Source organism: Micromonospora sp. I033, from assembly GCF_053890995.1.
In genome coordinates, this window is sequence record NZ_JBSSLX010000040.1 from 1 (window position 1) to 26,140 (window position 26,140).

At 75.0% G+C, this 26,140-nt stretch carries 21 protein-coding genes and 1 pseudogene; 9 read left to right on the forward strand and 13 right to left on the reverse strand.

Going from position 1 to position 26,140, the window contains the following annotated elements:
* The 4 genes from ACW0Q9_RS09865 to ACW0Q9_RS09880 all read right to left on the reverse strand — a co-directional run.
* Positions 1 to 139: TFIIB-type zinc ribbon-containing protein (locus tag ACW0Q9_RS09865; protein WP_456179879.1), on the reverse strand; the 139-nt coding region annotated here is incomplete at its 3' end.
* 23 nt (positions 140 to 162) lie between these two features.
* The gene (locus ACW0Q9_RS09870) at positions 163 to 795 is read right to left on the reverse strand and encodes a phosphoribosyltransferase (protein WP_456179818.1); all 633 of its coding nucleotides are present in this window, start codon (positions 793 to 795) and stop codon (positions 163 to 165) included.
* A gap of 55 nt (positions 796 to 850) precedes the next feature.
* A complete protein-coding gene (locus ACW0Q9_RS09875; protein WP_456179820.1) occupies positions 851 to 2,167 on the reverse strand; it encodes a glycosyltransferase 87 family protein in 1,317 nt (438 codons plus the stop codon).
* Positions 2,168 to 2,208: 41 nt separating this feature from the next.
* Complete coding sequence (locus ACW0Q9_RS09880; RefSeq protein WP_456179822.1) at positions 2,209 to 4,731, reverse strand: putative bifunctional diguanylate cyclase/phosphodiesterase; 2,523 nt, start codon at positions 4,729 to 4,731, stop codon at positions 2,209 to 2,211.
* A 515-nt stretch (positions 4,732 to 5,246) separates the two neighbouring features.
* Here ACW0Q9_RS09880 and ACW0Q9_RS09885 point away from each other — a divergent pair.
* From ACW0Q9_RS09885 to ACW0Q9_RS09905, 5 genes are all read left to right on the forward strand, one after another.
* The gene (locus ACW0Q9_RS09885) at positions 5,247 to 8,297 is read left to right on the forward strand and encodes a BTAD domain-containing putative transcriptional regulator (protein ID WP_456179824.1); all 3,051 of its coding nucleotides are present in this window, start codon (positions 5,247 to 5,249) and stop codon (positions 8,295 to 8,297) included.
* A gap of 244 nt (positions 8,298 to 8,541) precedes the next feature.
* The gene (moaC, locus tag ACW0Q9_RS09890; protein ID WP_189197574.1) at positions 8,542 to 9,033 is read left to right on the forward strand and encodes a cyclic pyranopterin monophosphate synthase MoaC; all 492 of its coding nucleotides are present in this window, start codon (positions 8,542 to 8,544) and stop codon (positions 9,031 to 9,033) included.
* Complete coding sequence (locus tag ACW0Q9_RS09895) at positions 9,030 to 9,500, forward strand: MogA/MoaB family molybdenum cofactor biosynthesis protein (RefSeq protein ID WP_456179826.1); 471 nt, start codon at positions 9,030 to 9,032, stop codon at positions 9,498 to 9,500. The genes moaC and ACW0Q9_RS09895 overlap by 4 nt, the downstream gene beginning before the upstream one ends.
* A gap of 119 nt (positions 9,501 to 9,619) precedes the next feature.
* Positions 9,620 to 10,879, forward strand: a complete 1,260-nt coding sequence (locus ACW0Q9_RS09900; RefSeq protein ID WP_456179828.1) for a molybdopterin molybdotransferase MoeA — start codon at positions 9,620 to 9,622, stop codon at positions 10,877 to 10,879.
* Positions 10,873 to 11,313, forward strand: coding sequence for a molybdenum cofactor biosynthesis protein MoaE (locus ACW0Q9_RS09905; protein ID WP_456179830.1), 441 nt, complete (start codon positions 10,873 to 10,875; stop codon positions 11,311 to 11,313). The genes ACW0Q9_RS09900 and ACW0Q9_RS09905 overlap by 7 nt, the downstream gene beginning before the upstream one ends.
* Positions 11,314 to 11,317: 4 nt before the next feature.
* Here the strand turns inward: ACW0Q9_RS09905 and ACW0Q9_RS09910 are convergent, their stop codons facing one another.
* Both ACW0Q9_RS09910 and ACW0Q9_RS09915 read right to left on the reverse strand, forming a co-directional pair.
* Positions 11,318 to 12,754, reverse strand: a complete 1,437-nt coding sequence (locus ACW0Q9_RS09910) for a glycosyltransferase 87 family protein (RefSeq protein WP_456179832.1) — start codon at positions 12,752 to 12,754, stop codon at positions 11,318 to 11,320.
* A 204-nt stretch (positions 12,755 to 12,958) separates the two neighbouring features.
* The gene (locus ACW0Q9_RS09915) at positions 12,959 to 13,504 is read right to left on the reverse strand and encodes a DoxX family protein (protein ID WP_456179834.1); all 546 of its coding nucleotides are present in this window, start codon (positions 13,502 to 13,504) and stop codon (positions 12,959 to 12,961) included.
* 135 nt (positions 13,505 to 13,639) lie between these two features.
* Here ACW0Q9_RS09915 and ACW0Q9_RS09920 point away from each other — a divergent pair, with 135 nt between their 5' ends.
* Entirely contained in the window at positions 13,640 to 14,185 is a 546-nt protein-coding gene (locus ACW0Q9_RS09920) for a GNAT family N-acetyltransferase (RefSeq protein ID WP_456179836.1), read from the forward strand.
* Positions 14,186 to 14,192: 7 nt separating this feature from the next.
* Here the strand turns inward: ACW0Q9_RS09920 and ACW0Q9_RS09925 are convergent, their stop codons facing one another.
* The gene (locus ACW0Q9_RS09925; protein WP_456179838.1) at positions 14,193 to 15,428 is read right to left on the reverse strand and encodes an AAA family ATPase; all 1,236 of its coding nucleotides are present in this window, start codon (positions 15,426 to 15,428) and stop codon (positions 14,193 to 14,195) included.
* A 136-nt stretch (positions 15,429 to 15,564) separates the two neighbouring features.
* Positions 15,565 to 16,341, reverse strand: coding sequence for an LppU/SCO3897 family protein (locus tag ACW0Q9_RS09930; RefSeq protein ID WP_456179840.1), 777 nt, complete (start codon positions 16,339 to 16,341; stop codon positions 15,565 to 15,567).
* Positions 16,342 to 16,427: 86 nt separating this feature from the next.
* Between ACW0Q9_RS09930 and ACW0Q9_RS09935 the strand changes: the two genes are divergently transcribed.
* Both ACW0Q9_RS09935 and ACW0Q9_RS09940 read left to right on the forward strand, forming a co-directional pair.
* Complete coding sequence (locus ACW0Q9_RS09935) at positions 16,428 to 17,435, forward strand: EamA family transporter (RefSeq protein WP_456179842.1); 1,008 nt, start codon at positions 16,428 to 16,430, stop codon at positions 17,433 to 17,435.
* A gap of 11 nt (positions 17,436 to 17,446) precedes the next feature.
* A complete protein-coding gene (locus ACW0Q9_RS09940) occupies positions 17,447 to 18,103 on the forward strand; it encodes a prepilin peptidase (protein ID WP_456179844.1) in 657 nt (218 codons plus the stop codon).
* Positions 18,104 to 18,198: 95 nt separating this feature from the next.
* Here ACW0Q9_RS09940 and ACW0Q9_RS09945 read toward each other — a convergent pair whose 3' ends face one another.
* From ACW0Q9_RS09945 to ACW0Q9_RS09965, 5 genes and pseudogenes are all read right to left on the reverse strand, one after another.
* The gene (locus ACW0Q9_RS09945) at positions 18,199 to 21,390 is read right to left on the reverse strand and encodes a UvrD-helicase domain-containing protein (protein ID WP_456179846.1); all 3,192 of its coding nucleotides are present in this window, start codon (positions 21,388 to 21,390) and stop codon (positions 18,199 to 18,201) included.
* Between the two features lie 94 nt (positions 21,391 to 21,484).
* A pseudogene (locus tag ACW0Q9_RS09950) lies at positions 21,485 to 22,828 on the reverse strand (metallophosphoesterase); the annotation flags it as partial.
* Between the two features lie 89 nt (positions 22,829 to 22,917).
* Positions 22,918 to 23,163 carry a MoaD/ThiS family protein gene (locus ACW0Q9_RS09955; protein WP_456179848.1) on the reverse strand — a complete coding sequence of 82 codons (246 nt, stop codon included), beginning with the start codon at positions 23,161 to 23,163 and terminating at the stop codon, positions 22,918 to 22,920.
* 3 nt (positions 23,164 to 23,166) lie between these two features.
* Complete coding sequence (moaA, locus tag ACW0Q9_RS09960) at positions 23,167 to 24,183, reverse strand: GTP 3',8-cyclase MoaA (RefSeq protein ID WP_456179850.1); 1,017 nt, start codon at positions 24,181 to 24,183, stop codon at positions 23,167 to 23,169.
* Positions 24,180 to 25,094, reverse strand: a complete 915-nt coding sequence (locus tag ACW0Q9_RS09965; RefSeq protein ID WP_456179852.1) for a fructosamine kinase family protein — start codon at positions 25,092 to 25,094, stop codon at positions 24,180 to 24,182. Before ACW0Q9_RS09965 ends, moaA begins: the two co-directional genes overlap by 4 nt.
* 162 nt (positions 25,095 to 25,256) lie before the next feature.
* Between ACW0Q9_RS09965 and ACW0Q9_RS09970 the strand changes: the two genes are divergently transcribed.
* Entirely contained in the window at positions 25,257 to 26,138 is an 882-nt protein-coding gene (locus ACW0Q9_RS09970; protein WP_456179854.1) for a DUF4192 domain-containing protein, read from the forward strand.
* The last annotated feature ends 2 nt before the right edge of the window (positions 26,139 to 26,140 follow it).

The window sequence follows — 26,140 nt, forward strand, 5'->3', positions numbered from 1 at the left end:
TCGCCTCGGCCTCGAACAGCTTCTCGAGCTCGCCGCGGTCGAGGAAGATGCCGCGGCATTCGCCGCACTGGTCGATGACTACTCCGCTGCGCTCGTACTGGCGCATCTCTCCGTGGCATTTGGGACAAGTGAGCTGCATGACACCGAAGGTACCCGGTGGATTCACGCGGTGGCGGTGAGCGCCTGCGTCACCTCGTCGTCGGAGACCTCGTGGAAGTCGTCGTAGTACGCCCCGACCGCGGCGAAGTCGGGTGGGACCTGGGGGCAGACGACCTGGTCGGCCTCGGCGGCGAGCATCTCGTACGCCTGGTCGGAGCCGACCGGGACGGCCACCACCACGCGGGCGGCGCCGAGGTGCCGGGCCACCTGCACGGCGGCGCGGGCGGTGGCGCCGGTGGCCAGCCCGTCGTCGACGATGACGGCGGTGCGCCCGGTCAGGTCGAGCTGGGGGCGGCCGGCCCGGTAGAGCCGCTCGCGGCGGTCGAGTTCGGCCTGTTCGCGCCGGCGGACCTCGGCGCGCTCGTCCGCGCCGATCCGGTCGGCGACCATGTCGTTGAGCACCTGCACGCCGCCGGGGCCGAGCGCGCCGTACGCCACCTCGGGGGCGTACGGCACGCCGAGTTTGCGGACGACCAGCACGTCCAGTGGCGCGCCGAGCCGTTCGGCGATCACCTGGGCGACGGGTACGCCGCCGCGGACCAGCCCGAGCACGATGACGTCGGACTGTCCGGCGAGGTCGCCGAGCCGGTCGGCGAGCATGCGCCCCGCCTCGGCCCGGTCGCGGTAGGTGGTCATGCCTCAGGTCTACGCCCTCCGGCCGGGCCGCGCCGGGCAGTTGCCGGAAAGCCGGTCACGGGGCGACCTCGCGGCGGTGCTCCGCGAGCGCCAGGGCGGGTGCGGGGACCAGCAGGGCGATCGGGTAGAGCAGGTAGCCGAAGCGGGTGGAGGGCATCAGCAGGATCGCGGCGAGCAGCCCGTACCCGCAGATCAGGGCGGTGGCGGCGGCGGTGCGTGGCGGGCGGCGCAGCAGCCGGACGGCGATCGCCACGCCGACGACGACCAGCAGCGCGGCGGCGACCACCCGGCCGGCGGGCAGCGCGTCGGCGATCAGGTGGCCGGGGAACGGCGACTGGGCGGGGCTGGTCACCAGCCCGTGCCCGAGCGGGAAGCGCAGCACGTTCTCCACCAGGGCGTCCCGGTCGACCAGCAGCACCGGGAGCAGCGCGAGGACGGGCAGGCCGAGGGCGCCCAGGGCGGTGCGCAGGCCGGCCCGGCGGGTGGCGGCCCAGCAGACCAGCACGATCGCCACCGGCCAGGCGAACAGCTTCAACGCGCCGGCCGCGCCGACCGCGAGGCCCGCGCGGCCGGGCCGGCCGGCGGCGGCGAGGGCGAGGGCGAGCAGGCAGAGCGCGAGTACGGGCAGGTCGTCGCCGCCGGTGGCCAGGGTGAGCGCGCAGATCGGCAGGACGGTGGCCGCCTGCACGGCGCGCAGCACGGCGGCGTCCCGCCGGGGTGCGGCGGGGCCGGCGGGGGTGCGCAGGATGAGCACCGCGGCGGCCAGCGCCAGCGCGGTGACCAGGGCGAACCAGACCCGCGCGTCGGTCCACCAGGCGTCGGCGGCGGCCCGGGGCAGCCCGAACAGCGCCATCCCGGGCTGGTAGGGGGTGTAGCCGAGCAGTTGCTCGCCGGCGGGCAGGGCGGCGATGGCGTCGTGCCCGAGGTAGGGGGTGCCGTGCTCGGCGAGCCGCGCGCCGGCGTGCTCGACCACGATCACCTCCTCCTGCGCCCGGTCGGTCCGTCCACTTGCGCGCTGGACGCTCTGCGCGACGACCGGCAGGAGGGCGGTGGTGGCCCAGGCGAAGCCGGTGACCGCCCAGCGGGCCGGCAGGCCGGCGAGGGGGGTGCCGGGTTGCCGGCGCCGGGCCAGGAGCTGGAGGGTCGCGGCGAGCGCCGCCAGCGCGTACCCGATGGTCGCGAGCGCGCCCCAGGCGCGGTGCGGCAGCAGCGTGGAGGTGGCGGCGGTGACCGCGGCGAACACCGCGGAGACGGCGTAGAGGCCCAGGTCGAGGGCGAGGCCGCCGGCGGCGGTGTCGACCGCCTGCCAGCGGCGGAGGGCGGGGGCGGTCCGGTCGGCGTCGGCGGTCACGCCGGCCAGTCTGGCAGACATCCGCCGCGTCCCGACCTGCGGATCTTGGGGGGTGGCCGTGGTCAGGGAGCCGGGGTGGCGGTGCGGTTGCGGCCGCCGCCGGTGCGGCGGCCGGGCAGCCGGATCACCGCGCCCGCGTCGTGCAGCGCCGGCGCGAGGGCGCCCGGGCGGCCGCCGGCTCCCCGCTGGAGGGCGGCGAGCAGCGTGCCGGCCGGCAGCGGCCGGGCGAACAGGTGGCCCTGCCCGGCGGCACAGCCCAGCTCCCAGAGCGCCCGCCGCTGCGGCTCGCTCTCCACACCCTCGGCCACCACGGTCAGGTCGAGGCTGCGTCCCAAATCCAGGGTGGAGCGGATGACCGCGGCGGCCTCGGCGGCGCTCTCCATCGCGGTGACGAAGCTCCGGTCGATCTTCAGCTCGTGCACGGGGATCCGGGAGAGCAGCGAGAGCGAGGAGTAGCCGGTGCCGAAGTCGTCCAGGGCCAGCCGTACGCCGGAGTCGCGCAGCCGGCTGAGCACCCGGTCGACCACGTCGAGCTGGCTGAGCGTCAGGGTCTCGGTCAGCTCCAGCACCAGCCGGTCGGGTGGCAGGTCGTGCGCCCGGAGCCGGGCCAGCACCGCCCCGGGGAAGCGGGCGTCGAGGAGGCTGCGCGGCGACACGTTCACCGAGACCGGCAGGTCGAAGCCGGCGTCCCGCCAGGAGCCGGCGGCGATCAGCGCCTGGTCGAGGATCGCCTCCGCGAACGCCGGCAGCAGCCCGGAGCGCTCGACCGCCTCCAGGAAGCGCAGCGGGTCGATCATGCCGTGCGTCGGGTGGTGCCAGCGGGCCAGCGCCTCGGCGCCGATCACCTCGCCGCTGCCCAGGTCGACGATCGGCTGGAAGTTGACGGTGAACTCGTGGTCGGCGACCGCCCGGGGCAGTTCGCCGCCGAGGGTGAGCCGGCCCAGGTCGGCGGTGTCGCGGGTGGGGGCGTACGTGGCGATCCGCTGGCCGGCCCGCTTGGCCTGGTACATCGCCACGTCGGCGCGGCGCAGCAGCTCGGGCATCCCGCCGCTGGCCGGGGCGACCGCGATGCCGCCGCTGGCCTCCACGCTGATCCGCATGCCGTCCAGGTCGAGCGGCTCGTGCAGCGCGGCCAGCAGCGCGTCGGCCCGGTGCGCGGCCACCGCCGGGGCGGGCAGGCCGCGCAGCAGGACGGCGAACTCGTCGCCGCCGAGCCGGGCCACCAGGTCGTCCGGGCGGGCCGCGCCGCGCAGCCGGTCGGCGACCTGGGTCAGCACCCGGTCGCCGGCGCCGTGCCCGAGGGTGTCGTTGACCTCCTTGAAGTGGTTGAGGTCGATCAGCACCAGGGCCGTGACGCCGTCGGCGTGCCGGTTGGTGAGCTGCTCGGTGCCCTCGTCGAGCAGGTGCCGCCGGTTGGAGAGCCCGGTGAGCGCGTCGTGGGTCGCGGCGTACGCGTGCTCGTCGGCGATCCGGGCCAGCTCGGCGTACGCCTGGGCGTTGCGGACCGCGGTGCAGAGCGCGGAGGCGAAGGTGCGCAGGGTGTACTGCTCCCGCTCGGACAGCTCGACCGGCCCGGCGAACCGCAGCCGCAGCACACCGATGTCGGCGGTCTGGTCGTGCCCTTCGAGGCGGGTGGTGAGCACCGAGCCCTCGATCGTGCTGGGCGTGCCGGCCGAGCCGAGGAAGGTGATGGCGCCGCCGGCCCCCCGGACCAACCGCCCCTCCTCGCGCAGCTCGATGTCGACCTCGTCGGCGGAGAAGAGCTCGGTGGCCTGGGTGACCGCCGTGGTGAGCACCTGGTCGAGGTCGACCACGTTCAACGCGTCGGTGGTGCGGGCCAGGCGCTGCCAGGCCTCCCGCTCGGCCCGGCTGCGCACCCGGCTGGAGTTGGCCAGGTGCAGGCTGAGGACGAGGGGCGGCACGACCACCAGGAAGGTCGGGTTGAGCCGGAGGATGAGCAGGGTGGACAGGACCACGGAGAAGCGGGCGAGCACGCTCGCCAGCCGGAGGTCGAACTGCTGCCGGAAGCGGTTGAGGATCGGGGTCCCGGTGGCGAACGCGAGGACCGGGAACATGAGCAGCTCGTCCAGCACCACGACGGTCAGGTAGGCCAGCACCAGGGCGGGCAGGGAACGGCCGATCGATCCGGACCACGGCCAGGTCCAGCCGGCGGCGACCAGGACCAGCCCGCCCGCGGCGGCGAGCGTCATCTCCTTGGCGATGCCGAAGGCCAGCTTGATGGGGGGCAGCCGGTTGATCGTGCGGGCGATCGCGACGCCCAGCCCGGTCGCGATGATCACCCAGGGCACCGGCGCGACCGCCAGCCCGACGACCGACGCGGCGTCGGTCCAGGAAATGCCGTGGGTGGTGGCCCGGATACGGATGCGCACATTCACGGTCGCGGCGACCGCGACGAGGAACGTGAGTGTGACGGCCCGCGTGACGTTTGTCTGGGTCACCAGGCCCTGGCTGTCAATCAGGCGGAGGCTGACCAGCGCCGAGACCCCGGCGGTAAACACGACGAGACCGACTAGCAGCAACAGCCGCCGATCGGTCCCAGTGTCGCGTGCAAGGGCGCGAGTCACGTCATGGCCTCCACCGCGCTCATCCCGTAGCGGTGCGTGCACCCGTACTGTACGGCCCGCTCAGGCGCCCGGGAAGGTCGCTCACATCCAGTCGTTGCCGCGCATCTGCCCAGCCCTTCGCTCGATCCTGCGGAGCCGTCGTCGTCGACCCCCACCGACGCAGGACAGCTTATGGCGTTTCGGCTGAGTTAGTAACATTAGATGTCCATATGCGCATAATGCGCTAATGCCGCCGCCTCTTGTCACTGGCTGTCTTTGCCTGAAGACTGAACGCATATTCGGGGCGAGGCTCCAATGGGATTATCGAGTCCCGTCGTGCGCGATGTCTCTAGTCCTTTGGGCACTGGGTCGCATCACACGCCGCAGGTCGACGGACCGGAAAAATGTCGTCGCTCTCTGATATCTTTTCAAGTCGTGCGGTGGATCGCGCACTATCTTCCCTTAGGATGCGTTACGCATATATTGACAGGGAATGCAGTGGTTATTTGAATTCGGCACCGCGGCGGGGGAAGGATTTGGCGGAGGTTCGGCTCCTGGGGGCGCCCGAGGCGTGGAGGGGGTCGGCCCGGCTGCCGCTGGGCACGCCGAAACAGCAGGTCGTGCTGGCGATGCTCGCCCTGCACGGTGGACGTGTCGTCACGATCGATTCCCTCGTCGACGAGCTGTGGCCGGAACTGCCGCCCCGTTCCGCGGTGGCCAACGTGCGGACGTACGCCGGCAATCTGCGGCGGGCCTTCGAGCGACACGGCGGTCCGACCATCGTCCGGGTCTCCGGCGGTTACCGGTTCGACCTGACCGACGAGCAGGTGGACGTACCCCGGTTCGAGCACCTGGTCGACGCCGCCGCGACCGCCTGGTCTCGTGGTGCCGTCGCCGGCGCCGACGCGCTGCTCGCCCAGGCCGAACGCCTGTGGCGAGGGCCGCTGGTGGCCGGGTTGCCGGTGGGTCCGGTCCTCGCCGCACGTCGCGCGGCCGTGGACGAGCAGCGGCTGTCGGCGGTCGAGCTCCGGGCCAGGCTGGAACTCCGGCTCGGCCGGACGAGGTCCGCGATCGCCCACCTCACCGACCACGTGGCGACCCATCCCTACCGGGAGCAGGCGCACGCCCTGCTCGCCCGCGCCCGTTACGAGGACGGCGATCCCGCCGGGGCGCTCGCCACGATCCGCCGGGCGGAAGCCGTGCTCGCCGACCAGCTCGGCATCGAGCCGGGCGTCGAGCTGCGCACGCTCCACCAGGCCCTGCTCGACGGGGAGCCGATCGGCACCGGGTCGCCGGCGCCGCCGGCCGACCACGACGGTGCCGCCTCGCCGGCCGGACCGACGGCGGCGAACCAGGCCTCCGGCAACCACCTGCCCCGGATGGTCAGCGACTTCGTCGGGCGGCGGGAACTCACCGAGCGCCTGATGACCGAGATCGCGGCCGCCGGCGGGCACACCTCACCGGTCCGGGTGATCGACGGGATGGCGGGCAGCGGCAAGACGGCCTTCGCCGTCCACCTGGCGTACCGGCTCGCCGGCCGGCACCCCGACGCGCAGCTCTTCATCGACCTGCGCGGGCACGCCGAAGGCGTCCCGGTCGATCCGGCGGACGCGCTGACCGCGTTGCTGCGACAGCTCGGGGTGCCGGCCGGCCGGATCCCGACCGAGCACGACTCGCGGGCCGAACTGTGGCAGCGCGAGCTGCGGGGTCGTCGCGCCGTCATCGTGCTGGACAACGCGGCCGGTGGGGACCAGGTACGACCGCTTCTGCCCGCCGCCGCCGGATCGGTCGTGCTGGTGACCAGCCGGCGGCGGCTGTCGACCGGGGACCTCGGCCCGTCCGTGCCGCTCCCGGCGCTTACCCCCGCCGAGGCGGTCCAGCTGCTGGCCCGCACCGCCGGGGAGGAGCGGATCGGGAAGGAGCCGGAGGCGGCGGCCGAGGTGGTCCGGCGCTGCGGTCACCTGCCGTTGGCCATCCGGCTGGCCGGCGGGCGCCTCGCGCACCGGTCCGCCTGGCGGGTCGCCGACCTGGCCGACCGGCTGGCCGTCGGGGGCACGGCGCTCCGGCAGCTCGCGGTCGAGCAGCAGACCGTCGCCAGCGCCTTCACCGCCTCGTACGAGCCGCTGGCCGAGCCGGTCAAGCGACTGTTCCGCCTGGTCAGCGTCCACCCCGGGGACCGGTTCGACGCGCCGATGGCGGCCGCCCTCGCGGACCTGCCGCTGGACAACGCCGAGTGGATGCTGGACGACCTCCTCGACCAGCACCTGATCGAGGAGGTGGCGCCGGGGCGCTACCGGCTGCACGATCTGATGCGCCAGTACTCGGCCGAGCTGTCCCGCGCGCCGGCCGAGCGCCGGGACCGGGACGAGGCGGCCGCGCGACTCCTCGACCACGTGCTGCACGAGGTGGCCGGTCGCGCGCAGTCGCTGGAGACGCTGGCCCTGCGCCTCCACCTCCGCCTGGACCCCCCGCGCCGCCCCGACCTGCTGGATCAATCCGAGCCGCCGGACGTCGAGTGGCTGGAGCGGGAACGGTCCGACCTCGTGGCCCTGGTCCGCTTCGCCGAGCGGGTGGCGCTGCCCGGGTACGGGTGGCGACTGGCCCGCGCCATGTGGCGGTTCTGCTACATCCGCGGGTACTTCGACGACATCCTGATCACCCATCGTGCCGGGCTGTCCGCCGCGGAGCGGAGCGGCGACCGGGCCGCGCAGGCCGTCATGCACAACTACCTGGCCTCCGCCTACACGCGCACCGGCAGCTACCTCGACTCGCTGCGACACCTGGAGGCGGCGGTGTCCATCTCCCGCGACCTCGGTGACCGCGGCAACGAACACCGGTACCGGGCGAACCTCGTGGTCGTTCACTGGCTGACCGGCGACCCCGAGCGGTCGGTCAGCCTCGGCCGGCAGCTCCTCCGGGAGGGGCCGGAGAGCGGCGTCGACCCCGTCCCGTCACTGCCGAACCTCGGCTACGCCCTGACCACGCTGGGCCGGTACGCGGAAGCGCTCGCGGCCCACCGCCAGCACCTGTTCCTGGCACGGTGCCAAGGCAGCGACTACCACATCTCGAACGCCCTCGGTCACATCGCCTCGGTGGAGAACCGGCTCGGTCACCACGACAAGGCCGTCCGGCTCGTCACGGCGTCCCTCCGGCTCCGGGACCGCACCGGGCACCGGTTCGGTGAGGCGGAGGCGCGCAACGACCTGGGTATCGCGTACCGGCACCTGGGTCGTCTCGACGCGGCGCGGGAGCAGCACGAGGTGGCCCTCGACCTCTCCCGGGACTCCGGGGAGCGCCACGTGCAGGCCGCCGTCCTGAACGATCTCGGCCGGACGCTGGCCGAGTCGGGACGCGGCGAGGCGGCGGTCGCTTCGCATCGGCGCGCCCTCGCGCTCGCCACCCGCATCGCCCACCCGTACGAGCAGGGTCGCGCCCTGGCCGCCCTGGCCGACCACCTCGGCGACGACGAGCGGGACGAGGCGCTGCGGTACCGGCTGCGGGCCCTGGCCATCTTCCGTCGGATCGGCGCGCCCGAGCGGGTGGAGGTGGAACGCCGCCTCACCGGAGGGGCGCCGGACCCGGCGTGAACCGGCTTATCGATTTCTTATCGCCTCCCCCGTTAGTGTCGCGCCCATGTCGGCCAACGGGGGCGGTCCACATCACGGGGGACCCGGTCGACGAGGCCCCCACCGTCGGATTCCCCCCCAGCGAAACGATGGTGGGCAGGTGAGGGAGGAGTGCCGGGTCGTTGATCGGCACCACCACGGCGCTCCTCCCCGCCGACGGCCCGAAGCGCGCGCCCGGTCGTACCCGCCGGATAGGCTCGCGGCCGTGACCGAACCCGCGCAGCTCACCCACGTCGACCCGGCCGGCGCGGCCCGGATGGTCGACGTCTCCGCCAAGCCGGTCTCCGGCCGGCTCGCGGTCGCCGCCGGCCGGCTCCGCACCACCGCCGAGGTGGTCGAGCTGCTGCGCCGCGACGGCCTGCCCAAGGGAGACGCGCTGGCGGTCGGCCGGCTCGCCGGGATCATGGGGGCCAAGCGCACTCCCGACCTGATCCCGCTCTGCCACCCGATCGCCCTGCACGGCGTCACCGTCGACCTGCGCCTGACCGACGACACCGTCGAGATCACCGCCACGGCGCGGACCGCCGACCGGACGGGCGTCGAGATGGAGGCGCTCACGGCGGTGGCCGTCGCCGGGCTGGCCCTGGTCGACATGGTCAAGGCGGTCGACCCGGCGGCCTCGGTGGACGCGGTCCGGGTGCTGCGCAAGGAGGGTGGCAAGACCGGCGAGTGGGTCCGGCCGGAGGACCGGCCGTGATCCGGGCCCGGGTGATCGTCGCCTCCAACCGGGCCGCCGCCGGGGTCTACGCGGACACCAGCGGCCCCCTCCTCGTCGCCGGCCTGCGGGAGCTGGGCTGCGAGGTCGACGAACCGGTGGTGGTGCCCGACGGCGAGCCGGTCGGCGCGGCGCTGCGGGCGGCCCGCGACGAGGGCGTCGACGTGGTGCTGACCAGCGGCGGCACGGGCGTCACCCCGACCGACCGCACTCCCGAGGTGACCCGCCCGCTGCTCGACTACGAGGTCCCCGGCATCGCCGAGGCGATCCGGGCGCACAGCCGCGACGCCGTGCCGACGGCCGCGCTGTCCCGCGGGCTGGCCGGGGTGGCCGGCCGGATGCTGGTGGTGAACCTGCCCGGGTCGCGGGGCGGGGCGAAGGACGGGCTGGCCGTGCTCGGGCCGATCCTGCGGCACACCGTCGACCAGCTCCGTGGCGGCGACCACTGACGACGCGCCGGGCAACTCCGGCTCGCCGCGGTTCGCGGTCGTCGGCGCTCTCCGGACCGAATGACGGCCGGCCGCACGCCGCACAGCGCCGTCCGCCGGGCCGGGGATAGGCTCGGCCGATGAGCACGGAAACCGCAGCCGCCGCGGCCGGGGTCGCCGCGCCGCCGCCGGCCGGCTGGGAGGAGGCCCGCTCCCGGGTGTACGCGGTGGGTCTCGCCGCCGCGCTCCCCCCGGTGAGCCGGCCGCTCGCCGACGCCGACGGGCACACCCTGGCCGAGCCGCTGACACCGCGGACCGACCTGCCCGCGTTCCCGACCTCCAGCGTGGACGGCTGGGCGGTGCGCGGGGACGGCCCGTGGCAGGTGGTGGGGCGGGTGCTCGCGGGGCACACCCCGCCCCCGCTGGAGGCCGACGGCAGCACGGTGGAGATCGCCACCGGCGCGATGGTCCCGGCCGGTGCGACCGCGATCCTGCGGATCGAGGAGTCGACCCGGACCGCCGACGGCCGGGTGGCCGGCACGCCCCGGCCGGCGCCGGAGTGGCGGGAGCCGGGCGAGGAGGCGTACGCCGGGGAGGAGCTGCTGCCCGCCGGCACGCCGGTCGACCCGGCGGTGATCGGCCTGGCCGCCTCCTGCGGGCACGACACCCTGCGGGTCCGCCGCCGGCCCCGGGCCGCGCTGCTGGTCTTCGGGGACGAACTGCTGACCTCGGGCCCGCCCGGGGCCGGCCAGGTCCGGGACGCGCTCGGCCCGGCGGTGCCCGCCTGGCTGCGCCGGTACGGCTGCCAGGTGCGCCCCACCGACGTGGTCGGCCCGGTGGCCGACACCCTCCCCGCCCACGTGGCCGCGCTGCGCGCCGCGCTCGCCGACGCCGACCTGGTCTGCACCACCGGCGGCACCATGCACGGTCCGGTGGACCACCTGCACCCGACGCTGGAGGCGCTCGGGGCCGACTACGTGGTCAACACCGTGGCGGTCCGGCCGGGCTTCCCCATGCTGCTGGCCCGCCTGGTCGACGGCGACGGCCGGGTGCGCTTCGTGGCCGGCCTGCCGGGCAACCCGCAGTCCGCCGTCGTCGCGCTGGTCTCGCTGGTCGCGCCGCTGCTCGCCGGCCTCCAGGGCCGGCCCGTGCCGGTGCTGCCGCAGGTCACCCTGGCCGAGCCGGTCCCCGGGCGCGGCGATTACACCCATCTCGCCCTGGTGCGGTGGGACCGGGTCGCCGGCACCGCGCACCCGGTCCGCCACGTCGGCTCGGCGATGCTGCGCGGCCTGGCCGGCGCGGACGGCTTCGCGGTGATCCGGCCGGGCACGAACGGCGCGGCGGGCGACCGGGTGCCGGTCGTACCGCTGCCGCTGACCGCAGGGGAGCGGGCATGGTGAGCGCGGGGAGCGCGGCCGGCGTGGTCCTCGGCGCGGTGACCGACCGGCCGCTGGACCTGGCCGCGCACGAGGCGGCGGTCGCCGACCGCCGGGCCGGCGCGGTGGTCTCGTTCCAGGGGGTGGTCCGCGACCACGACCACGGCCGCCAGGTCACCCTGCTGGAGTACGAGGGCCACCCGACCGCCGAGGCCGTGCTGCGCGAGGTGGCGGCCGAGATCGCCGCGGAGCCCGAGGTGTACGCGGTGGCCGTGTCGCACCGGATCGGCCCGCTGGAGATCGGCGACGTGGCCCTGGTGGCGGCGGTCAGCACCGCGCACCGGGCGGCGGCCTTCACGGCCTGCGCGCGGCTGGTCGACGAGGTGAAGGCGCGGCTGCCGATCTGGAAGCGGCAGGTGTTCGCCGACGGCACCGAGGAGTGGGTGAACTGCCCCTGAGTCGTCAGCGGCGGCCGGCGAGCTGGGCCGTCCGGGCGAGCCGGTCGTGGTAGAACGCCGGCTCGGCACCGGGGCGCCACGGCAGCGCCGCGACCAGCACGATCAGGGCGATCGCCAGGGAGTTCTCCATCAGCGCGCCGAACAGGCCGTCCTGGTAGTGGGACACCTCGGGAAGCTGGTGCTCGTACGGCCAGATCGGCGAGATGACAAAGAGCAGGTAGAGCCCGAGCGCGCCGACCCCGTGCCGGAGGCCGGTCAGGGTCGGATACCAGATCGGCGGGCGCAGTGCCGGCACCCCGGTGGCCGGAGGCGCTCCGGTGACCCGGGGCAGCAGGCCGCGGCTCGCCTCGCGGCGGCGCACCGCGGCGTCGGCCAGCACGATGATCGCCGGGATGACCCAGACCAGGTGGTGTGACCAGGAGATCGGGCTGATCACGTTGGCGGTGAGCCCGACCAGGGTGAACGCGGTCAGCTCGTCGCCGTCGGCGCGGGCACTGACCGCCCGGGACAGCCCCAGCGCCAGCATCAGCACCGAGAAGGCCAGCCAGAGCAGGCCGGGCGTCTCGATCGAGTCGTAGAGGCGGGCCAGCAGGCCGGCGAGCGACTGGTTGGCGGTCATGTCGGCCGCACCGACCCGCTCGGTCTGCCAGAGCACGGCGGTGAAGTAGGTCCGTGACTCGGCGCCGACCAGGCCGAACGTCGCGATGGTCACGCCGATGGCGGTGCCGACCGCGGTCAGCGCGGCCCGCCACTGCCGGGTGATCAGCAGATAACCCACGAACAGCGCCGGGGTGAGCTTGACCGCGGTGGCCAACCCGATGCCGACCCCCGCCCAGGTGCCGCTGTAGAAGAACCGGGCCAGCGCCGAGTCCGCGGTGTCGTGGTGGGTGCCGCGCCGCGCCCGCCAGCGCAGCCCGACCAGGTCCGCCATGATCAGCGCGAAGAGCAGCAGGTTGACCTGGCCGTAGCCGAGGGTCTCCCGGGACGGCTCGACGGCCACGGCCAGCGGGGTGGCGATGCCGACGGTGAACCAGAGCGACCAGCCCAGCCGGTCGACGATCGGGCGCAGCAGCGCGGCCAGCACGACGGCGAGCGCGGCGATGCTGGCCAGGGCGTTGAGCCCGCCGGCGGCATCGACCGGCAGCCAGGACATCGGCAGCATGGCCAGGGCGGCGAAGGGCGGGTAGGTGAAGCCCAGGGTGGTCGAGGGAGCGATGAAGTCGTACAGCTCGTTGCCGCTCGCCCACCACACCACGGCACCGTGGTAGATCTTCATGTCGAAGAAGTTGTACGGCCGGCCGAAGGCGCCGATGGCGAGCCACGCGGCGTAGGTGACGGCGGCCACGATGCCGGTCCGTACGACTGTCCTGCGATCGATCCCCCGCGTCACGCGGTGGATGGGTGCGAGGCGGTCCGTCCGTCTACCGACTGTCGTCGGCATGGCGTGGCCACCCCCGTACCAAGGTCGTCCTGCCCGTCCAGGTCCAGCACGGAGCCTAGAACGGCGCCTCACGTTGCTGCCTCCCGCGTTATGCGACCGTGTCCGATCCCACACGTGTTTTTGACATTTCCACCGCGTTAACGGGTCTCGGACGGTTCAGGTGATTGGTGGCCTTGCGGGGGGTGGTGGCCGTATTGATGCAGGTCAGCCGGGGATTCGGCGGGCGGTGGCCGCCGAGCGTACGGCGATCTTCGCCTCGCGGCGGGCGGTCCGGACCGCGCGCTGCACCGAGCGGCGCGAGTGGTTGATCCGGTGGCCGGTGCGCCAGCGCAACCCCGGCTTGCCCTCGGTGTCGGCGGCGGCGAGGAGGAGACCGCCGAAGAGCCCGAGGTTCTTCAGGAAGTGGATCTGGTTGTTGTTCCGCGCCGCCGGGTCGTCGTTGTTCCAGAAGGGATGGCCGGCGGCGGTGGTCGGCACCAGGCTGGCCGCGAGGACGAGGGCGGCCGGCCGGGTGAACTTGCCGGTCGCCAGCATCAGCCCGCCGATCAGCTGGGTGGCCGAGTTGGCCCGGACCAGCGTCGCGGTGTCGGTGGGGATGCGGGGGTGCAGGTTCTGGATCAGCGGCGCGACCTTGTCGGTGACCGGCTGCGCGGCCTGGACCAGCCGTCCCGGGTTCCGCAGGTTGCGGGCGCCACTGACCACGAAGATGCCGCTCAACATGACGCGGGCGAGGGAGCGCACGGGCTTCATGGCTCAGTCATACCCCGTCGCGGCCCTCGCCACCCCTGCAACACCCGAAAGGGATCGGCCGACGTGGACGTCCGACGGTCACCGATTTCAGCGACCGTCGCGGATGGACGGGCTCGGGACGGTAAGGTCGCGCGGGTGACGACGCTGCGACTCCGACCCGAGGACCCGGCGGACGAGGCGCCGGTCGCCCGGGTGCTGGCGGCCGCGTTCGCCCGCCCCGACGTGGCCACCCCGCCCGAGGTGGGGCTGGTCGAGGAACTGCGGCGCAGCGACGCCTGGATCCCGGAGCTGGCGATGGTCGCCGAGTACGGCGGTGAGGTGGTGGGCTACGCGCTGCTCACCCGGGTGCAGGTGCACACCGACGGCGGCACCTGGCCGGCCCTGGCGCTCGGCCCGGTGGCGGTCGCCCCGCACCGGCAGCGGATCGGGCACGGTGCTGCGGTGGTGCAGGCCGCCCTCGACGCCGCGACCGAGCTGGGCGAGCGGCTGGTGGTGGTGCTGGGCGACCCGGCGTACTACCGCCGGTTCGGGTTCGGCCGGGCCGACCGGCTGGGGTTGACCAGCCCGTGGTCCGGGCTGGGGGAGCCGTGGCAGGCGCTGGTGCTGCCGCCGTCGACCACCGACGAGCCGCCGCCCCCGGCCGGCGAGGTGGTCTTCCCGCCGCCCTGGTCGACGGTGTGACCGGCGGTCAGGCGGGCTGGGTGCGCAGGTAGCGGCCGAAGTGCGGGACGGTGAAGGCGACCGTCCCCCGCTCGCCGGAGTAGATGAGGCCCTTCTTGATCAGGGCGTCCCGGGCCGGGGAGAGGCTGGCCGGCTTGCGACCGAGCGCCCGGGCGATCTCCGCGGTGGGCACCGCGGCGTCCATGTCGTCGCGGCCGCTCTCCTCCCCGTCCACCAGCGCGAGCGTCGCCATGGCGCGCATGTACTCGCGCTCCGCCGGGGTGGCCCGCTCGAACCGTGAGCCGAAGAAGCCGACCGCCAGCTCCGCCTCCGCCTCGGGTGCGGCGACCCGGACGTCCGCAGCGGTGATCGGCGAGCGGGGGGCGTGGTCCCAGGTGGCCTTCCCGTACGCCTGGACGAAGTACGGGTAGCCGCCGGACTTCTCGTAGAGCAGGTCGAGGGCCTTCTGCTCGTACTCGACCTCCTCCCGTTCGGCCGGCGCGCAGAGCGCCTGGTCGGCGGCGATCCGGTCCAGCCGGTCGATCCGCTGGTAGCGGAAGAGCCGCTCGGAGTAGGACTTCGCGGCGCTCAGCACGGCCGGCAGGTGCGGCAGCCCGGCGCCCACCACGATCAGCGGCGCGCCGAGCTGGGACAGCTCGTGGCAGGCGGCGCAGAGCGCGGAGACGTCCTCCGCGCCGAGGTCCTGCATCTCGTCGATGAAGACGGCGATGCCGGTGCCCACGTCGGTGGCCACCGCGGCGGCGTCGGTGAGCAGCTCGACCAGGTCGATCTCGATGTCGCCGGAGTCGGCCCGGCCGCTGCTGGCCGGCACGTCGATGCCGGGCTGCCAGCGGTCGCGCAGCTTCGGGGCGGCCCCGCCGCGCCCGGCCGGCGCGGCACGCTGGGCGAACGCCTTGAGCACCCCGAGGAAGGCGTCGATCCGGTCGGGGGCGCGGTGCCGGGGGGCCAGTTCGCGGACCGCCATGTGCAGGGCGGCGGCGACCGGCCGGCGCAGCGACTGGTCCGGCCGGGCCTCGATCTTGCCGGTGCCCCACAGGTGGTTGATGGCCTGCGAGCGCAGGGTGTTGAGCAGGACGGTCTTGCCGACGCCGCGCAGCCCGGTGAGCATGAGGCTGCGCTCCGGCCGGCCGCGGGCGATCCGCTCCAGCACCACGTCGAAGACGTCCAGCTCCCGCCCCCGCCCGGCGAGTTCGGGCGGGCGCTGGCCGGCGCCCGGTGCGTACGGGTTGCGGACCGGATCCACGAATCGCACAGTATCGGGCCGTCTAGCGGCGAGGCTAGACATGTGTAGATGCGACTACCGCGTGTCGGGTCCGTCGAGACAAAACTAAGGCTGTCTAGCCTGGACGCTAGACAGCCCTAGTTTTGCCTACGGTGGCCTACCGCCGCTTGAGGCAGAGCACGAAGTCGAGGTCGTTGAGCTGGCTGTCGAAGAAGTACCAGTCGGTGTAGCCCGCCACCTTGGCGCACTTCGACTCGGCGTCCTTCTTGCCGCTGGTCGACCCGTCGATGCGGCGCAGCACCTGGTAGGTCTTCGCGCCGCACTCGGTGATCACCAGCTTCGGCTGGGCCGAGCCGCCCTCGTTGGCGACGCACTGCCCCGCCTTGACGAAGCGCGGGTCGGTCGAGGAGGCCGGGGCCGGCGGGGTGGTGGGCGCCTCGGCCGGCTCGCTCGCCGCGCCGGTCGGGCCGGCGGCCGGCGCCGAGGAGGACGCCGTCCCGCCCTGGTCCGCGTCGTCCCGGCCGAGCATCCAGTAGGCCCCCGCGCCGCCGAGCAGCAGCACCGCCAGCACGACGACGACCACGAGCAGCGGCCCCCTGCCGCGCTTCGGTGGCGTCGGCTCGGCGTACGGCGGCTGGGCGCCGTAGCCGGGATCGGCCGGGTAGCCCTGGTAGGGCGGGGTGGCGGGCGGCGCGCCGGCGTCCCAGGCGGGCCTCGGCTCGTAGCCCTGGGTCGGCTGGTCGTAGCGCTGGGCCGGCGGCTCGTAGTGCGGGGTCGGCTGGTCGTAGCGCGGGGCCGGTGGCTCGCCCCAGCCGCCCGGCTGCCCGCCGTAGCCGGGGTCGTAGCGCGGATCGGCCGGCGGGGCGTAGCCGTCGTCGGGGCGCCGTCCACCCCACGGGTCGGGGGAGCCGCCCGGTGGTCCGAAGTTCGACATGAACGCCCTCCTGCGTACGCCAGTGCTGAGAGGCCGGCCACCAACAGGGGACGCCGACGCCGTGGCAACCGTAGCGTGGTCCACCGATGAGCTCACGCCCCACAAGTGCGACGCCCGCCGTCGACCACGCCGCCGCCCCGGCCCGTTCCGCCCTGATCTGGACCGCGCTGGTCCTGGTCTACGTGCTCTGGGGCTCGACCTACCTGGGCATCCGGGTCGCGGTCGAGTCCCTGCCACCGCTCACCTCCGCCGCGATGCGGTTCGCCGCCGCCGCGGCGGTGCTCGCCGTGGTGCTCCGGCTGCGCCGCGGGCCGGGCGCGCTCCGCGTCGACCGCCGGCAGCTCGGCTCGGCCGCGCTCGTCGGGGTGCTGCTGCTGGCCGGTGGCAACGGCCTCGTGGTGCTCGCCGAGTCCGGCCCGGAGGGCACCGCCCTGCCCTCCGGCATCGCCGCGCTGCTGGTGGCGACCGTCCCGCTCCTGGTGGTGCTGCTGCGGACGGCCGGCGGCGACCGGCCCCGACCGTGGACCTTCGCCGGGGTGGCCCTCGGCTTCGTCGGCCTGGTGCTGCTCGTCCTGCCAAACGGCGGGTCGGGGAGCGTGCCGCTGGCCGGTGCGCTGACGGTCGTCGCGGGGGCGGTCAGCTGGTCGGTCGGCTCGTACCTCTCCAACCGGATCCGGATGCCGGACGACCCGTTCGTGGCCACGGTCTACGAGATGGTCGCCGGCGCGGCGGCGCTCGCCCTGATCGCCACCGTACGGGGCGAGCTGCACGGCTTCTCCCCCGCCGAGGTGACCGGCCGCTCCTGGGTGGCGCTGGCCTACCTCATGGTGGCCGGCTCGCTGGTCGCCTTCACCGCGTACGTCTGGCTGCTGGCCCACGCCCCGATCTCCCTGGTCTCGACCTACGCGTACGTGAACCCGGCGGTCGCGGTGGCGCTCGGCGCGCTGCTCGTCGCCGAGCCGGTGACCGCGCAGGTGCTGCTCGGCGGCGCGGTGCTCGTGGCCGGGGTCGCGGTGGTGGTGAGCACCGAGCGTCCGCGCCGGTCCGCGCCACGACCGGTGGACGGGGCGGCCCTGGAGCCGGCCCGCCGGTAACGTCCCGGCCCGTGTCGGCCGGGCTGGTGGCGGGTGTCGCGCTCCTGGGCGCGCTGGCCGGCAGGGCCGCCGTTCCGCTCGCCCGGCGCTCCGTCCGCCCACGGCTCCCGGCCACCCGGTCCGGCGTGCCCCACGATCCCGCTGGCCGGTCCGCCGGGCCGACGCTGGCCGGGGCGACGGTGTTCGGCGGCCTCGCTGCCACGCGCGGCGGTGAGCCGGCGTTGCCGGCGCTCCTGGCGATGGCGGCGGTCGGGCTGGCGCTCGCCCTGGTAGACCTCGACTGCCTGCGACTTCCCGACCGGCTGGTGGTCGCCACGGCGGTCGCGGGCGGGCTCGGCCTGGTCGGGGCGGCGCTGGTCAGCGGCGCCCCGGGCCGGCTGCTGGCCGCCCTGGCCGGCGCGGCCGTCTCCTTCGCCGGGTACGTGCTGCTCGCGCTGCTCCCCCGCTCACGGCTCGGCTTCGGCGACGTCAAGCTCGCCGCCGCGCTCGGCCTGCCGCTCGGCTGGCTCGGCTGGCCGACCCTGGGCCTCGGCCTGCTCCTCCCGCACCTGCTGCACGGAGTGGTCGTCCTCGTCCTGCTCGCCGCCCGCCGGGTCCGCCGGGACACGCCGCTCCCGTTCGGCCCGGCGCTCCTCGCCGGGGCCTGGCTCGCGGTCCTGCTCGCCTGACCCGGTTGGGCGCGTCGCTCGTCCGCGCCGGCTCGGCGAGGTGGCGGTGTCCGGTGATCGCGGAGGCCGCCACCTCGGCGAGCCGGGGCGAGGGCTCAGATCAGGCGCAGCTGGCGGTCCCTGGGGCGGCGGGGTTCGGTGTCGCCGAAGCGCTCGAACAGGCCCGGGTCGATCACGTCGAGGAACGGGGACGGGCGGCACTCGCGCTCCGACCCGTGCCGGGTACGCCGGGCAGCGTGGCTCACGTAGAGCCGGTCCTGGGCCCGGGTGAGCCCGACAAAGAAGAGCCGTCGCTCCTCGGCCACCGCGTCGTCGTCCGGCTCCTGCCCGGGCCAGCGCAGCGGCAGCAGCCCGTCCTCGGCGCCGACCAGGAAGACCACCGGGAACTCCAGCCCCTTCGCCGCGTGCAGCGTGAGGAGGGTGACCGCCTCGGCGCGCGGGTCGAGGGCGTCCACCTCCGCCCCGGTCGCGAGCTGGGAGAGGAACAGCCCGAGGTCGTCGCCGCAGCGCCGCGCCAGCGGGGTGAGCAGGTCGACCGCCGTGCGGACGTCCTCGGGGCGTACCGCGCCGGAGCCGTCGAGCGTCGGCACGGCGAAGCGCTCCGCCAGGATCTGGCCGGCCAGCCGTACCCGGGCCGCCAGGGAACCGTCGAGCCCGGCGTGCCGCAGCTCGCGGGCGATGGCGGCCACGCCGGGCCGGTCGCGCAGCCGGTCGTGCGAGCGCTTCTGCACCGGGATGTTCGCCCGCGCCAGGGCGTCCACGAGGGGTGCGGCCTGCGAGTCGGTGCGGTAGAGCACCGCGATGTCGGAGAAGGACAGCGAGGTGGCCCGCCCGTCGATCCGGCCCGAGTCGAGCGAGCGGTGGGACAGGCCGCCGACCAGGTCGTCGATGGTGCGTACCAGGAAATCGGCCTCGTCCGCGACGGAGGTCGCGGCGTAGCGACCGACCAGCGGGGCCTCCGGGTCGAGCCGGGCCGGGTCCAGGCGGCGGCCGCGGACCAGCGACGACGGCGCGATGGCCTGCACCGCGGCGGCGAGGATCGGCGCCGAGGACCGGTAGTTGCGGTTCAACCGGACCAGCCGGGCGTCGGTGAAGTCCTGGGAGAAGCGCAGGAAGTAGCCGACATCGGCGCCCCGGAACGAGTAGATCGCCTGGTCGGGGTCGCCGATCGCGCAGAGGTTGCCGTCGGCCGGGCTGAGCAGTCGGAGCAGCTCGTACTGGACGGTGTCGACGTCCTGGTACTCGTCGACGAAGATCCACTTCCAGCGCTCGCGGTATTCCCCGACCAGCTTCCGGTCCGCCTTCAGCAGCGCCACCGGCAGGGTGAGCAGCTCGTCCAGGTCGACCAGGTCCCGCTTGCGCAGCAGCGCGGTGTAGCGCTCCTCGTCGTCGCCGGCCTCCGCGCGGGCGGCGGCCCGGTCCGCGTCGTCGGCGATCCGGAAGTCGGCCGGCAGCCCGGCCGCCCCGGCGTTCTCCCGCAGGATGGTCAGGCCCAGCGAGTGGAAGGTGCCGACGGTGACGTCCTCGGCGACCGGGCCGAGCAGCCCGTCCAGCCGGTGCCGCAGCTCCTCGGCGGCCCGCCGGGTGAAGGTGATCGCCAGGCACTGCTCCGGGAAGACGTTCAGCTCCGCGCAGAGGTAGGCGATCCGGTGGGTCAGCGTCCGGGTCTTGCCGGTGCCCGGGCCGGCCACGATGAGCAGCGGGCCGCCCGGCGCGGAGGCGGCCACCCGCTGCATCGCGTCGAGCCGATCCAGCAGCCCGGTGCCGACCTCCTCCATGCCGGCGAGCATCGGCTCGAACGGCTCGTGCGGGGAGGGCGCCGGCGCGATCGGTGGCGGGGGCGGCGGGGCCGGCTTCCGCTTCGACTCCACCTTGGCCGCCGCCGGGCGCCGGGCCTTCGGTTTCGGCGCCGGCTCCGCGGGCTTCCGCTGCGCGGGCACGGGTACGTCGAAGAGGGCGTCCTGGCCGCTGCCCCCGTGCGACGAACCCAGCTCGGCCGGGTCGAAGAGGGTGATCACGCCGTACTCGCCGTCGTAGCCGGGGATCCGGCGCACCTCACCGCGGCGCAGCCGGCCGATGCCCTCGGCGAGCAGCTCACCGCCGACCCGGCCGATCTCGTCCAGCGGGGTGCGGGTCAGGATGTCCAGCTCCGGCCCGAGCGCGGCGATCAGCTCGTGGAGCTTCCCCTCGACCTTCTTCGAGCGCGCGCCCACCTTGTTCAGCTCACCGAGGATCTCGGCCAGCGGCACCAGGTGGGTCACCTCGCGGGCGTGCGCCGGCCGGTGCCCCTCGGGCCGGTCGGCCAGCTCCGCCACCCGGCTCAGCACACCCACCGTCAGCGGCTTGCCGCACTCCGGGCAGCGCCCGCCGGCCTCCCGCGTGCGCTCCGGGGACCAGTTCACCCCGCAGAGCCGGTGCCCGTCGGCGTGGTACTTGCCCTCCTCGGGGAAGAACTCGATGGTGCCGGCCAGCCCGTCGCCGGTGCGCAGCGCCTCGCGGATGGCGAAGTAGTCGCGGGCCGAGTCGAGGACGGTGGCCTCCCGGGCCAGCGCCGGCGGGGAGTGGGCGTCCGAGTTCGACACCAGCTGGTAGCGGTCCAGGCTGCCGACCCGCCAGTTCATCTCCGGGTCGGAGGAGAGGCCGGTCTCCACGGCGAAGATGTGTTCGGCCAGGTCGGCGTAGCAGTCGGCGATCGCGTCGAAGCCGGACTTCGAGCCGAGCGCGGAGAACCACGGCGTCCAGATGTGTGCCGGCACCAGGTAGCCGTCCGGGCTGGCCTCCAGGGTGATCTCCAGCAGGTCCCGGGAGTCCAGCCCGAGGATCGGCCGGCCGTCCGAGCCCAGGTTGCCGATCCGTCCCAGCGCGGCGTTGAACCGGGCCACCGCGTCCAGGTCCGGCAGGTAGATCAGGTGGTGCACCTTCCGGGTCCGGTCGTCCCGCTTGTAGATCGTGGAGATCTCCACGCTGAGCATGAACCGGACCGGGTCCGCCTCCGCCTCGCTCGCCAGCCGGGGCGGCAGCCGCCGGGCGATGTCCCGCTCGGCCTCCGGGCTCAGCCGGTAGAGGCCGGGCTCCGCCGGGTGCAGGGTCTCGCGCAGGTGGTCGTACCAGGCGGGGTGGGTGAAGTCGCCGGTGCCGAGCACGCCGATGCCCTTGCGTCGGGCCCACCAGCCGAGGTTCGGCAGGGTCAGGTCACGGCTGCACGCGCGCGAGTACTTCGAGTGGATGTGCAGATCCGCGACGAACGGCGGGAGGCCACCGGGGGGTGCGGCGCTGAACGGAGGCACGCCGCATCCTGTCACGCCCGGTCCCCCGGCCGCCCGCCGCCACGCGTACGCGTGACCTGAGCAATGCGGTGCTGGACCGGGCGGCCCGGACGCGCTATGGGGCGCGCAGCTCGACCAGGGTCACCTGCGGCGGCGCGCCGACCCGGACCGGCGGGCCCCAGAAGCCGGCGCCGTTGGTGACGTAGACCTTGGTGCCGTCCACCTCGCCCAGACCGGAGACCACCGGCTGCTGGAGCTTCACCAGCAGGTTGAACGGCACCATCTGGCCGGCGTGGGTGTGCCCGGAGAGCTGGAGGTCCACGCCGAACTTCGCCGCCTCGTGCGCGGCCACCGGCTGGTGGGCCAGCAGCACCACGGGGCGGGACGGGTCGCGGTCGCCGAGCGCGGCGGCGTAGTCGGCCGGGGCGGCCAGCCCGGTGCCGGTGGCCGTGACGTCGTTGACCCCGGCCAGGTCCAGCACGCCGCCCCGGGCCCGGATCTCCTGGCGCTCGTTCTGGAGCACCCGCAGGCCGAGCCGGTCCACCTCCCGCACCCACTCCTCCACGCCGGAGTAGTACTCGTGGTTGCCGGTGACGAAGAAGCTGCCGTAGCGGGAGCGCAGGTCGCGCAGCGGCTCCGCGGCCGCGCCCAGCTCGGCCACCGAGCCGTCGACCAGGTCACCGACGACCGCGACCAGGTCGGCGTCGAGCCGGTTGATCATCGCGACGATCCGCTCGGTGTGGGCCCGTCCGCGCAGCGGCCCGAGGTGGATGTCCGAGACGGTGGCGATGCGCAGGCCGTCCATGGCCCGGGGGAGCTTGGCCAGCGGGATCCGCACCCGGTCCAGCCGGGGCGGTCCCATCGCGGTGCGGACCCCGTACCCGGTGACGCCGGCGGCGGTGAGCCCCGCGAAGATCGCGGCCCCCCGGGCGAGCAGCAGGCGGCGGGACGGGTCGTGGTCCAGCCGGCCCACGCCGGGGCCGCCGCCAATCCGCGGAGCGTCAGCCGCCGGTCCATCGGTCGGCGGCTCGGCCGACCCGGCGGACGGCGCGTCCGTCAGCGCGACGGGCGGCTCGGCGAGCGCGACGGGGGGCTCGGCGAGCGCGACGGACGACGTGGCGCCGGCACCGGCCGCCGGTGATTCGGCCATGTGGCCCGGCGCGGAGGTGTCGGCCCCGCCCGTGCCGCCCGAGGGCACCTTCGGTGGCGCGAGGGCCGTGCCGGTCGCGGCCCGCTCGCGGCGACGCAGCACCAGCTTCGCCACCGCCATGGGCACTTCGAGCACCAGCAGCAGCACGAGCAGGTAGAACATCAGGGCCAGCCAGAGATAGCCCGGCCAGGCCAGCCAGTACGAGCCGCTGCGGGTGCCCACCATGGTCGCCGGCACCAGCAGCGCCAGCAGCAGCGCGACCACCCCGCCCGCCTTCCGCCAGCGGCCCGGACGGGTGGTGTCGCGGACCAGCCGCTTCCACAGGTAGAGGTGGATCAGGGCGGTGACGAGCACAGCGAAGCCCACGAACGTCGCCATCGCCAACACGGGAGCCTCCCTCAGCCGCCCGCGAAGGGGGGCAGCACGTCGACCGTCGCCCCGGCCGGCAGCGGTGCCTGACGATCATGGCAGGCCACCCCGTCGACCAGGAAACTCGCCGCCTTCAGCACCACGGCGAGCCGCTCGCCGTGCCGCCCGGTCAGCTCGTCGAGGAGTTCGTCGAGCGACCGCCCGGCGGATGCGGTCTCCTCGGCGCGCCCGGCCGCGGCCCGCGCGCCGGCGAAGTAGCGGACGGTGAGCTGCACCGGTCAGCCTCCGATCGCCGACATCGGGCGGGCGGGTTGCAGGAAGGTGGGGTCGTCGATGCCGTGCCCGGCCCGCTTGCCCCACATCGCGGCCCGCCAGCGCCGGGCCAGCTCCTCGTCGTCCGCCCCGGCGCGCAGCGCGCCGCGCAGGTCGGACTCCTCGGTGGCGAAGAGGCAGTTGCGGACCTGACCGTCGGCGGTGAGCCGGGTCCGGTCGCAGTCGCCGCAGAACGGTCGGGTCACGCTGGCTATCACCCCGACCCGGGCCGGGCCGCCGTCCACCAGCCAGGTCTCGGCCGGGGCCGCGCCCCGCTCGCCCGGGTCGGCGGTCAACGCGTACTCGGCTCGCAGGGCGGCGAGGATCTCGTCGGCGGTGACCATGGTCGACCGGTCCCAGCCGTGCTGGGCGTCCAGCGGCATCTGCTCGATGAACCGCAGCTCGTAGCCGTGGGCCAGGGCGAACCGGAGCAGCGCGGGCGCCTCGTCGTCGTTGACCCCGCGCATCAGCACCGCGTTGATCTTCACCGGGGTCAGCCCGGCGGCCGCCGCGCCGGCCAGCCCGGCCAGCACGTCGGCGTGCCGGTCCCGTCGGGTCAGCGTGGCGAACCGGTCGCGGTCCAGGGTGTCCAGCGAGACGTTGACCCGGTCCAGCCCGGCGGCGCGCAGGGTGGGCGCGAGCCGGTCCAGGCCCAGGCCGTTGGTGGTGAGCGAGATGCGTGGGCGGGGCGCCAGCGCGGCCACCGCCGACACGATGCGGGCCAGGCCCGGCCGGATCAGCGGCTCGCCGCCGGTGAAGCGGACCTCGGTGACGCCGAGTCGCTGCACCGCCACCCGGACCAGCCGGACGATCTCGTCGTCGTCGAGCAGCTGCGGGCCGGCCAGCCAGGGCAGCCCTTCCGCCGGCATGCAGTAGGTGCAGCGCAGGTTGCACTTGTCGGTCAGCGAGACCCGGAGGTCCCGGGCGACCCGGCCGTACCGGTCGACGAGGACCCCGTCGGTCGTCGTCGGGGCGGCGGTCACCCGTCGACCGTAGCGCGTCCGACGCCGCGCAGCGCGGCGCGGGCGGCGGAGTCCACCGCCGCCCGGTACGCGGCCCCGAACAACGCGGTGTGCACCAGCAGCAGGTGGAGCTGGTGCAGCGGCACCCGCTCGCGCCAGCCGTCGGCCAGCGGCCACGTCTCCCGGTAGGCGGCCGTGATCCGGTCGAGGTGCGGTGGGCCGCCGAAGAGGGCGAGCTGGGCCAGGTCGGTCTCGCGGTGGCCGCCGTGCGCGGCCGGGTCGACCAGCCGGACCCGGTCGTCGACGCCCCAGAGCAGGTTGCCGGGCCAGAGGTCGCCGTGGATCCGGGCCGGTGCCTCGTCGCCGCCGAACTCGGCGATCCGGTCGACCAGCTCCTCGACCGGGCCGGCCTCCGCGGGGGTGAGGGCGCCGTTGTCGACCGACATCCGCAGGTAGGGCAGCAGCCGCCGCCGGGCGAACCACTCCGGCCACGGGCCCGGGTCGGGGGTGTTGTCCTGCGGCAGCGTGCCGATGAACCCGGGCCAGTCGGCGCCGAAGGCGGGGGCGCCGGCCCGGTGCAGCCCGGCCAGCTCGCGGCCGAACAGCTCGGCCGCCTCCGGCGTCGGCTCGCCGGGCTCGACCCAGTCGAGCGCCAGCAGCTCCGGCAGCGCCACCACCACCTCCGGCACGGCGACCGTGCCGGCCTCGCGCAGCCAGCGCAGCCCGGCCGCCTCGGTGGCGAAGAAGCCCTCGGGCACGGCCCGTCCGGCCCGCTCCGGCCAGGTCTTGGCGAAGATCGAGTGCCCGTCGTCGAGTGTGAGTCGGGACGCGGCGCAGCTGTCCCCGCCGGAGACCGGCGTCTCCCGGATCCGCTGGTGGGTCAGGAAGGTCGGCAGGTGCTCCGGGTGTGCCCGCAGGTACGCCAGGTCCATGAGCGCAAGGTAGCCGGTCCGCGGGGTCGGCGCGGGCCGTGACCGGCTTCGAGGGGTGCCGTTCCTCGCCGACCTGCACCGATACTCTCCGTATCTGTGGACAACCAGCGTGTCGTCCACAGGGCCTGTCGTGCCGGCACCCGTCCGCCGCACGCTCCCGGCATGAACTCCACCGAGCGCCCCCGCCTCGCCGTCCGCTCGCCCGCCGACCTCGTCGCCGCCGTGCCGTACCTGCTCGGTTTCCATCCCGCCGACAGCGTCGTGGTCGTGGCGGTGCGCGGCCGGCGGGTCGTCTTCGCCGCCCGGGGTGACCTGCCCGAGCCGGGCCGCGACCCCCGCCCGCCGGCGCGGCACCTGGCCGAGGTGGTGGCCCGGCAGGGCACCGATGCCGCCACGGTGATCGGCTACGGTCCGGCCCTCCGGGTCACCGGCGCGGTCGACGCGGTCGGCGAGGCGTTGGACCGGGCCGGCCTGCTCGTGCTCGACGCGCTCCGGGTGACCGACGGGCGCTGGTGGTCCTACCTCTGCGCCGAGCCGTCCTGCTGCCCGCCCGAGGGCACCCCCTACGACCCGGCGGCCAGCCAGGTCAGCGCGGCCGCCGTCTTCGCCGGTCAGGTCGCCCTCCCCGACCGGGCCGCGCTGGCCGCGCAGGTGCCGCCGGAACGCGGTGAGCGGCTGGCCGACGACGAGGTGGCCTGGTTGACCGTGCTCCTCACCCACCTGCCGGTCCGCGACCACGCCTGGGCCCGCACCGACGGCCGGGACGCCGACATCGGCCTCTGGACCGACGTCCTGCGCCGGGCCGAGCCGGAGCTGGTCGCCGCTCCGGGTTGCCTGCTGGCGTTCGCCGCCTGGCGCGCAGGACACGGCGCGCTGGCCGCCGTGGCCGTGGAACGGGTGCTCGCGGCCCAACCGGGCTACTCACTCGCCGTGCTTCTCGACGACGCGCTCCGCCGCGGATTGTCCCCCGCCGAGCTGGACGGCTGGCCGGCGACCGCCGGCCCGGCGGTGCTGCGCCGCCGCCGGCGTCGACCCGGCCGGTGAGC

Excerpts from the sequence above, each read along its gene's own strand:
- ACW0Q9_RS09870 (WP_456179818.1), bottom strand. The coding sequence starts at position 795 with ATGACCACCTACCGCGACCGGGCCGAGGCGGGGCGCATGCTCGCCGAC.
- ACW0Q9_RS09875 (WP_456179820.1), bottom strand. The coding sequence starts at position 2,167 with ATGTCTGCCAGACTGGCCGGCGTGACCGCCGACGCCGACCGGACCGCC.
- ACW0Q9_RS09900 (WP_456179828.1), top strand. The coding sequence starts at position 9,620 with ATGAGCACGGAAACCGCAGCCGCCGCGGCCGGGGTCGCCGCGCCGCCG.
- ACW0Q9_RS09905 (WP_456179830.1), top strand. The coding sequence starts at position 10,873 with ATGGTGAGCGCGGGGAGCGCGGCCGGCGTGGTCCTCGGCGCGGTGACC.
- ACW0Q9_RS09910 (WP_456179832.1), bottom strand. The coding sequence starts at position 12,754 with ATGCCGACGACAGTCGGTAGACGGACGGACCGCCTCGCACCCATCCAC.
- ACW0Q9_RS09915 (WP_456179834.1), bottom strand. The coding sequence starts at position 13,504 with ATGAAGCCCGTGCGCTCCCTCGCCCGCGTCATGTTGAGCGGCATCTTC.
- ACW0Q9_RS09930 (WP_456179840.1), bottom strand. The coding sequence starts at position 16,341 with ATGTCGAACTTCGGACCACCGGGCGGCTCCCCCGACCCGTGGGGTGGA.
- ACW0Q9_RS09935 (WP_456179842.1), top strand. The coding sequence starts at position 16,428 with ATGAGCTCACGCCCCACAAGTGCGACGCCCGCCGTCGACCACGCCGCC.
- ACW0Q9_RS09965 (WP_456179852.1), bottom strand. The coding sequence starts at position 25,094 with ATGGACCTGGCGTACCTGCGGGCACACCCGGAGCACCTGCCGACCTTC.
- ACW0Q9_RS09970 (WP_456179854.1), top strand. The coding sequence starts at position 25,257 with ATGAACTCCACCGAGCGCCCCCGCCTCGCCGTCCGCTCGCCCGCCGAC.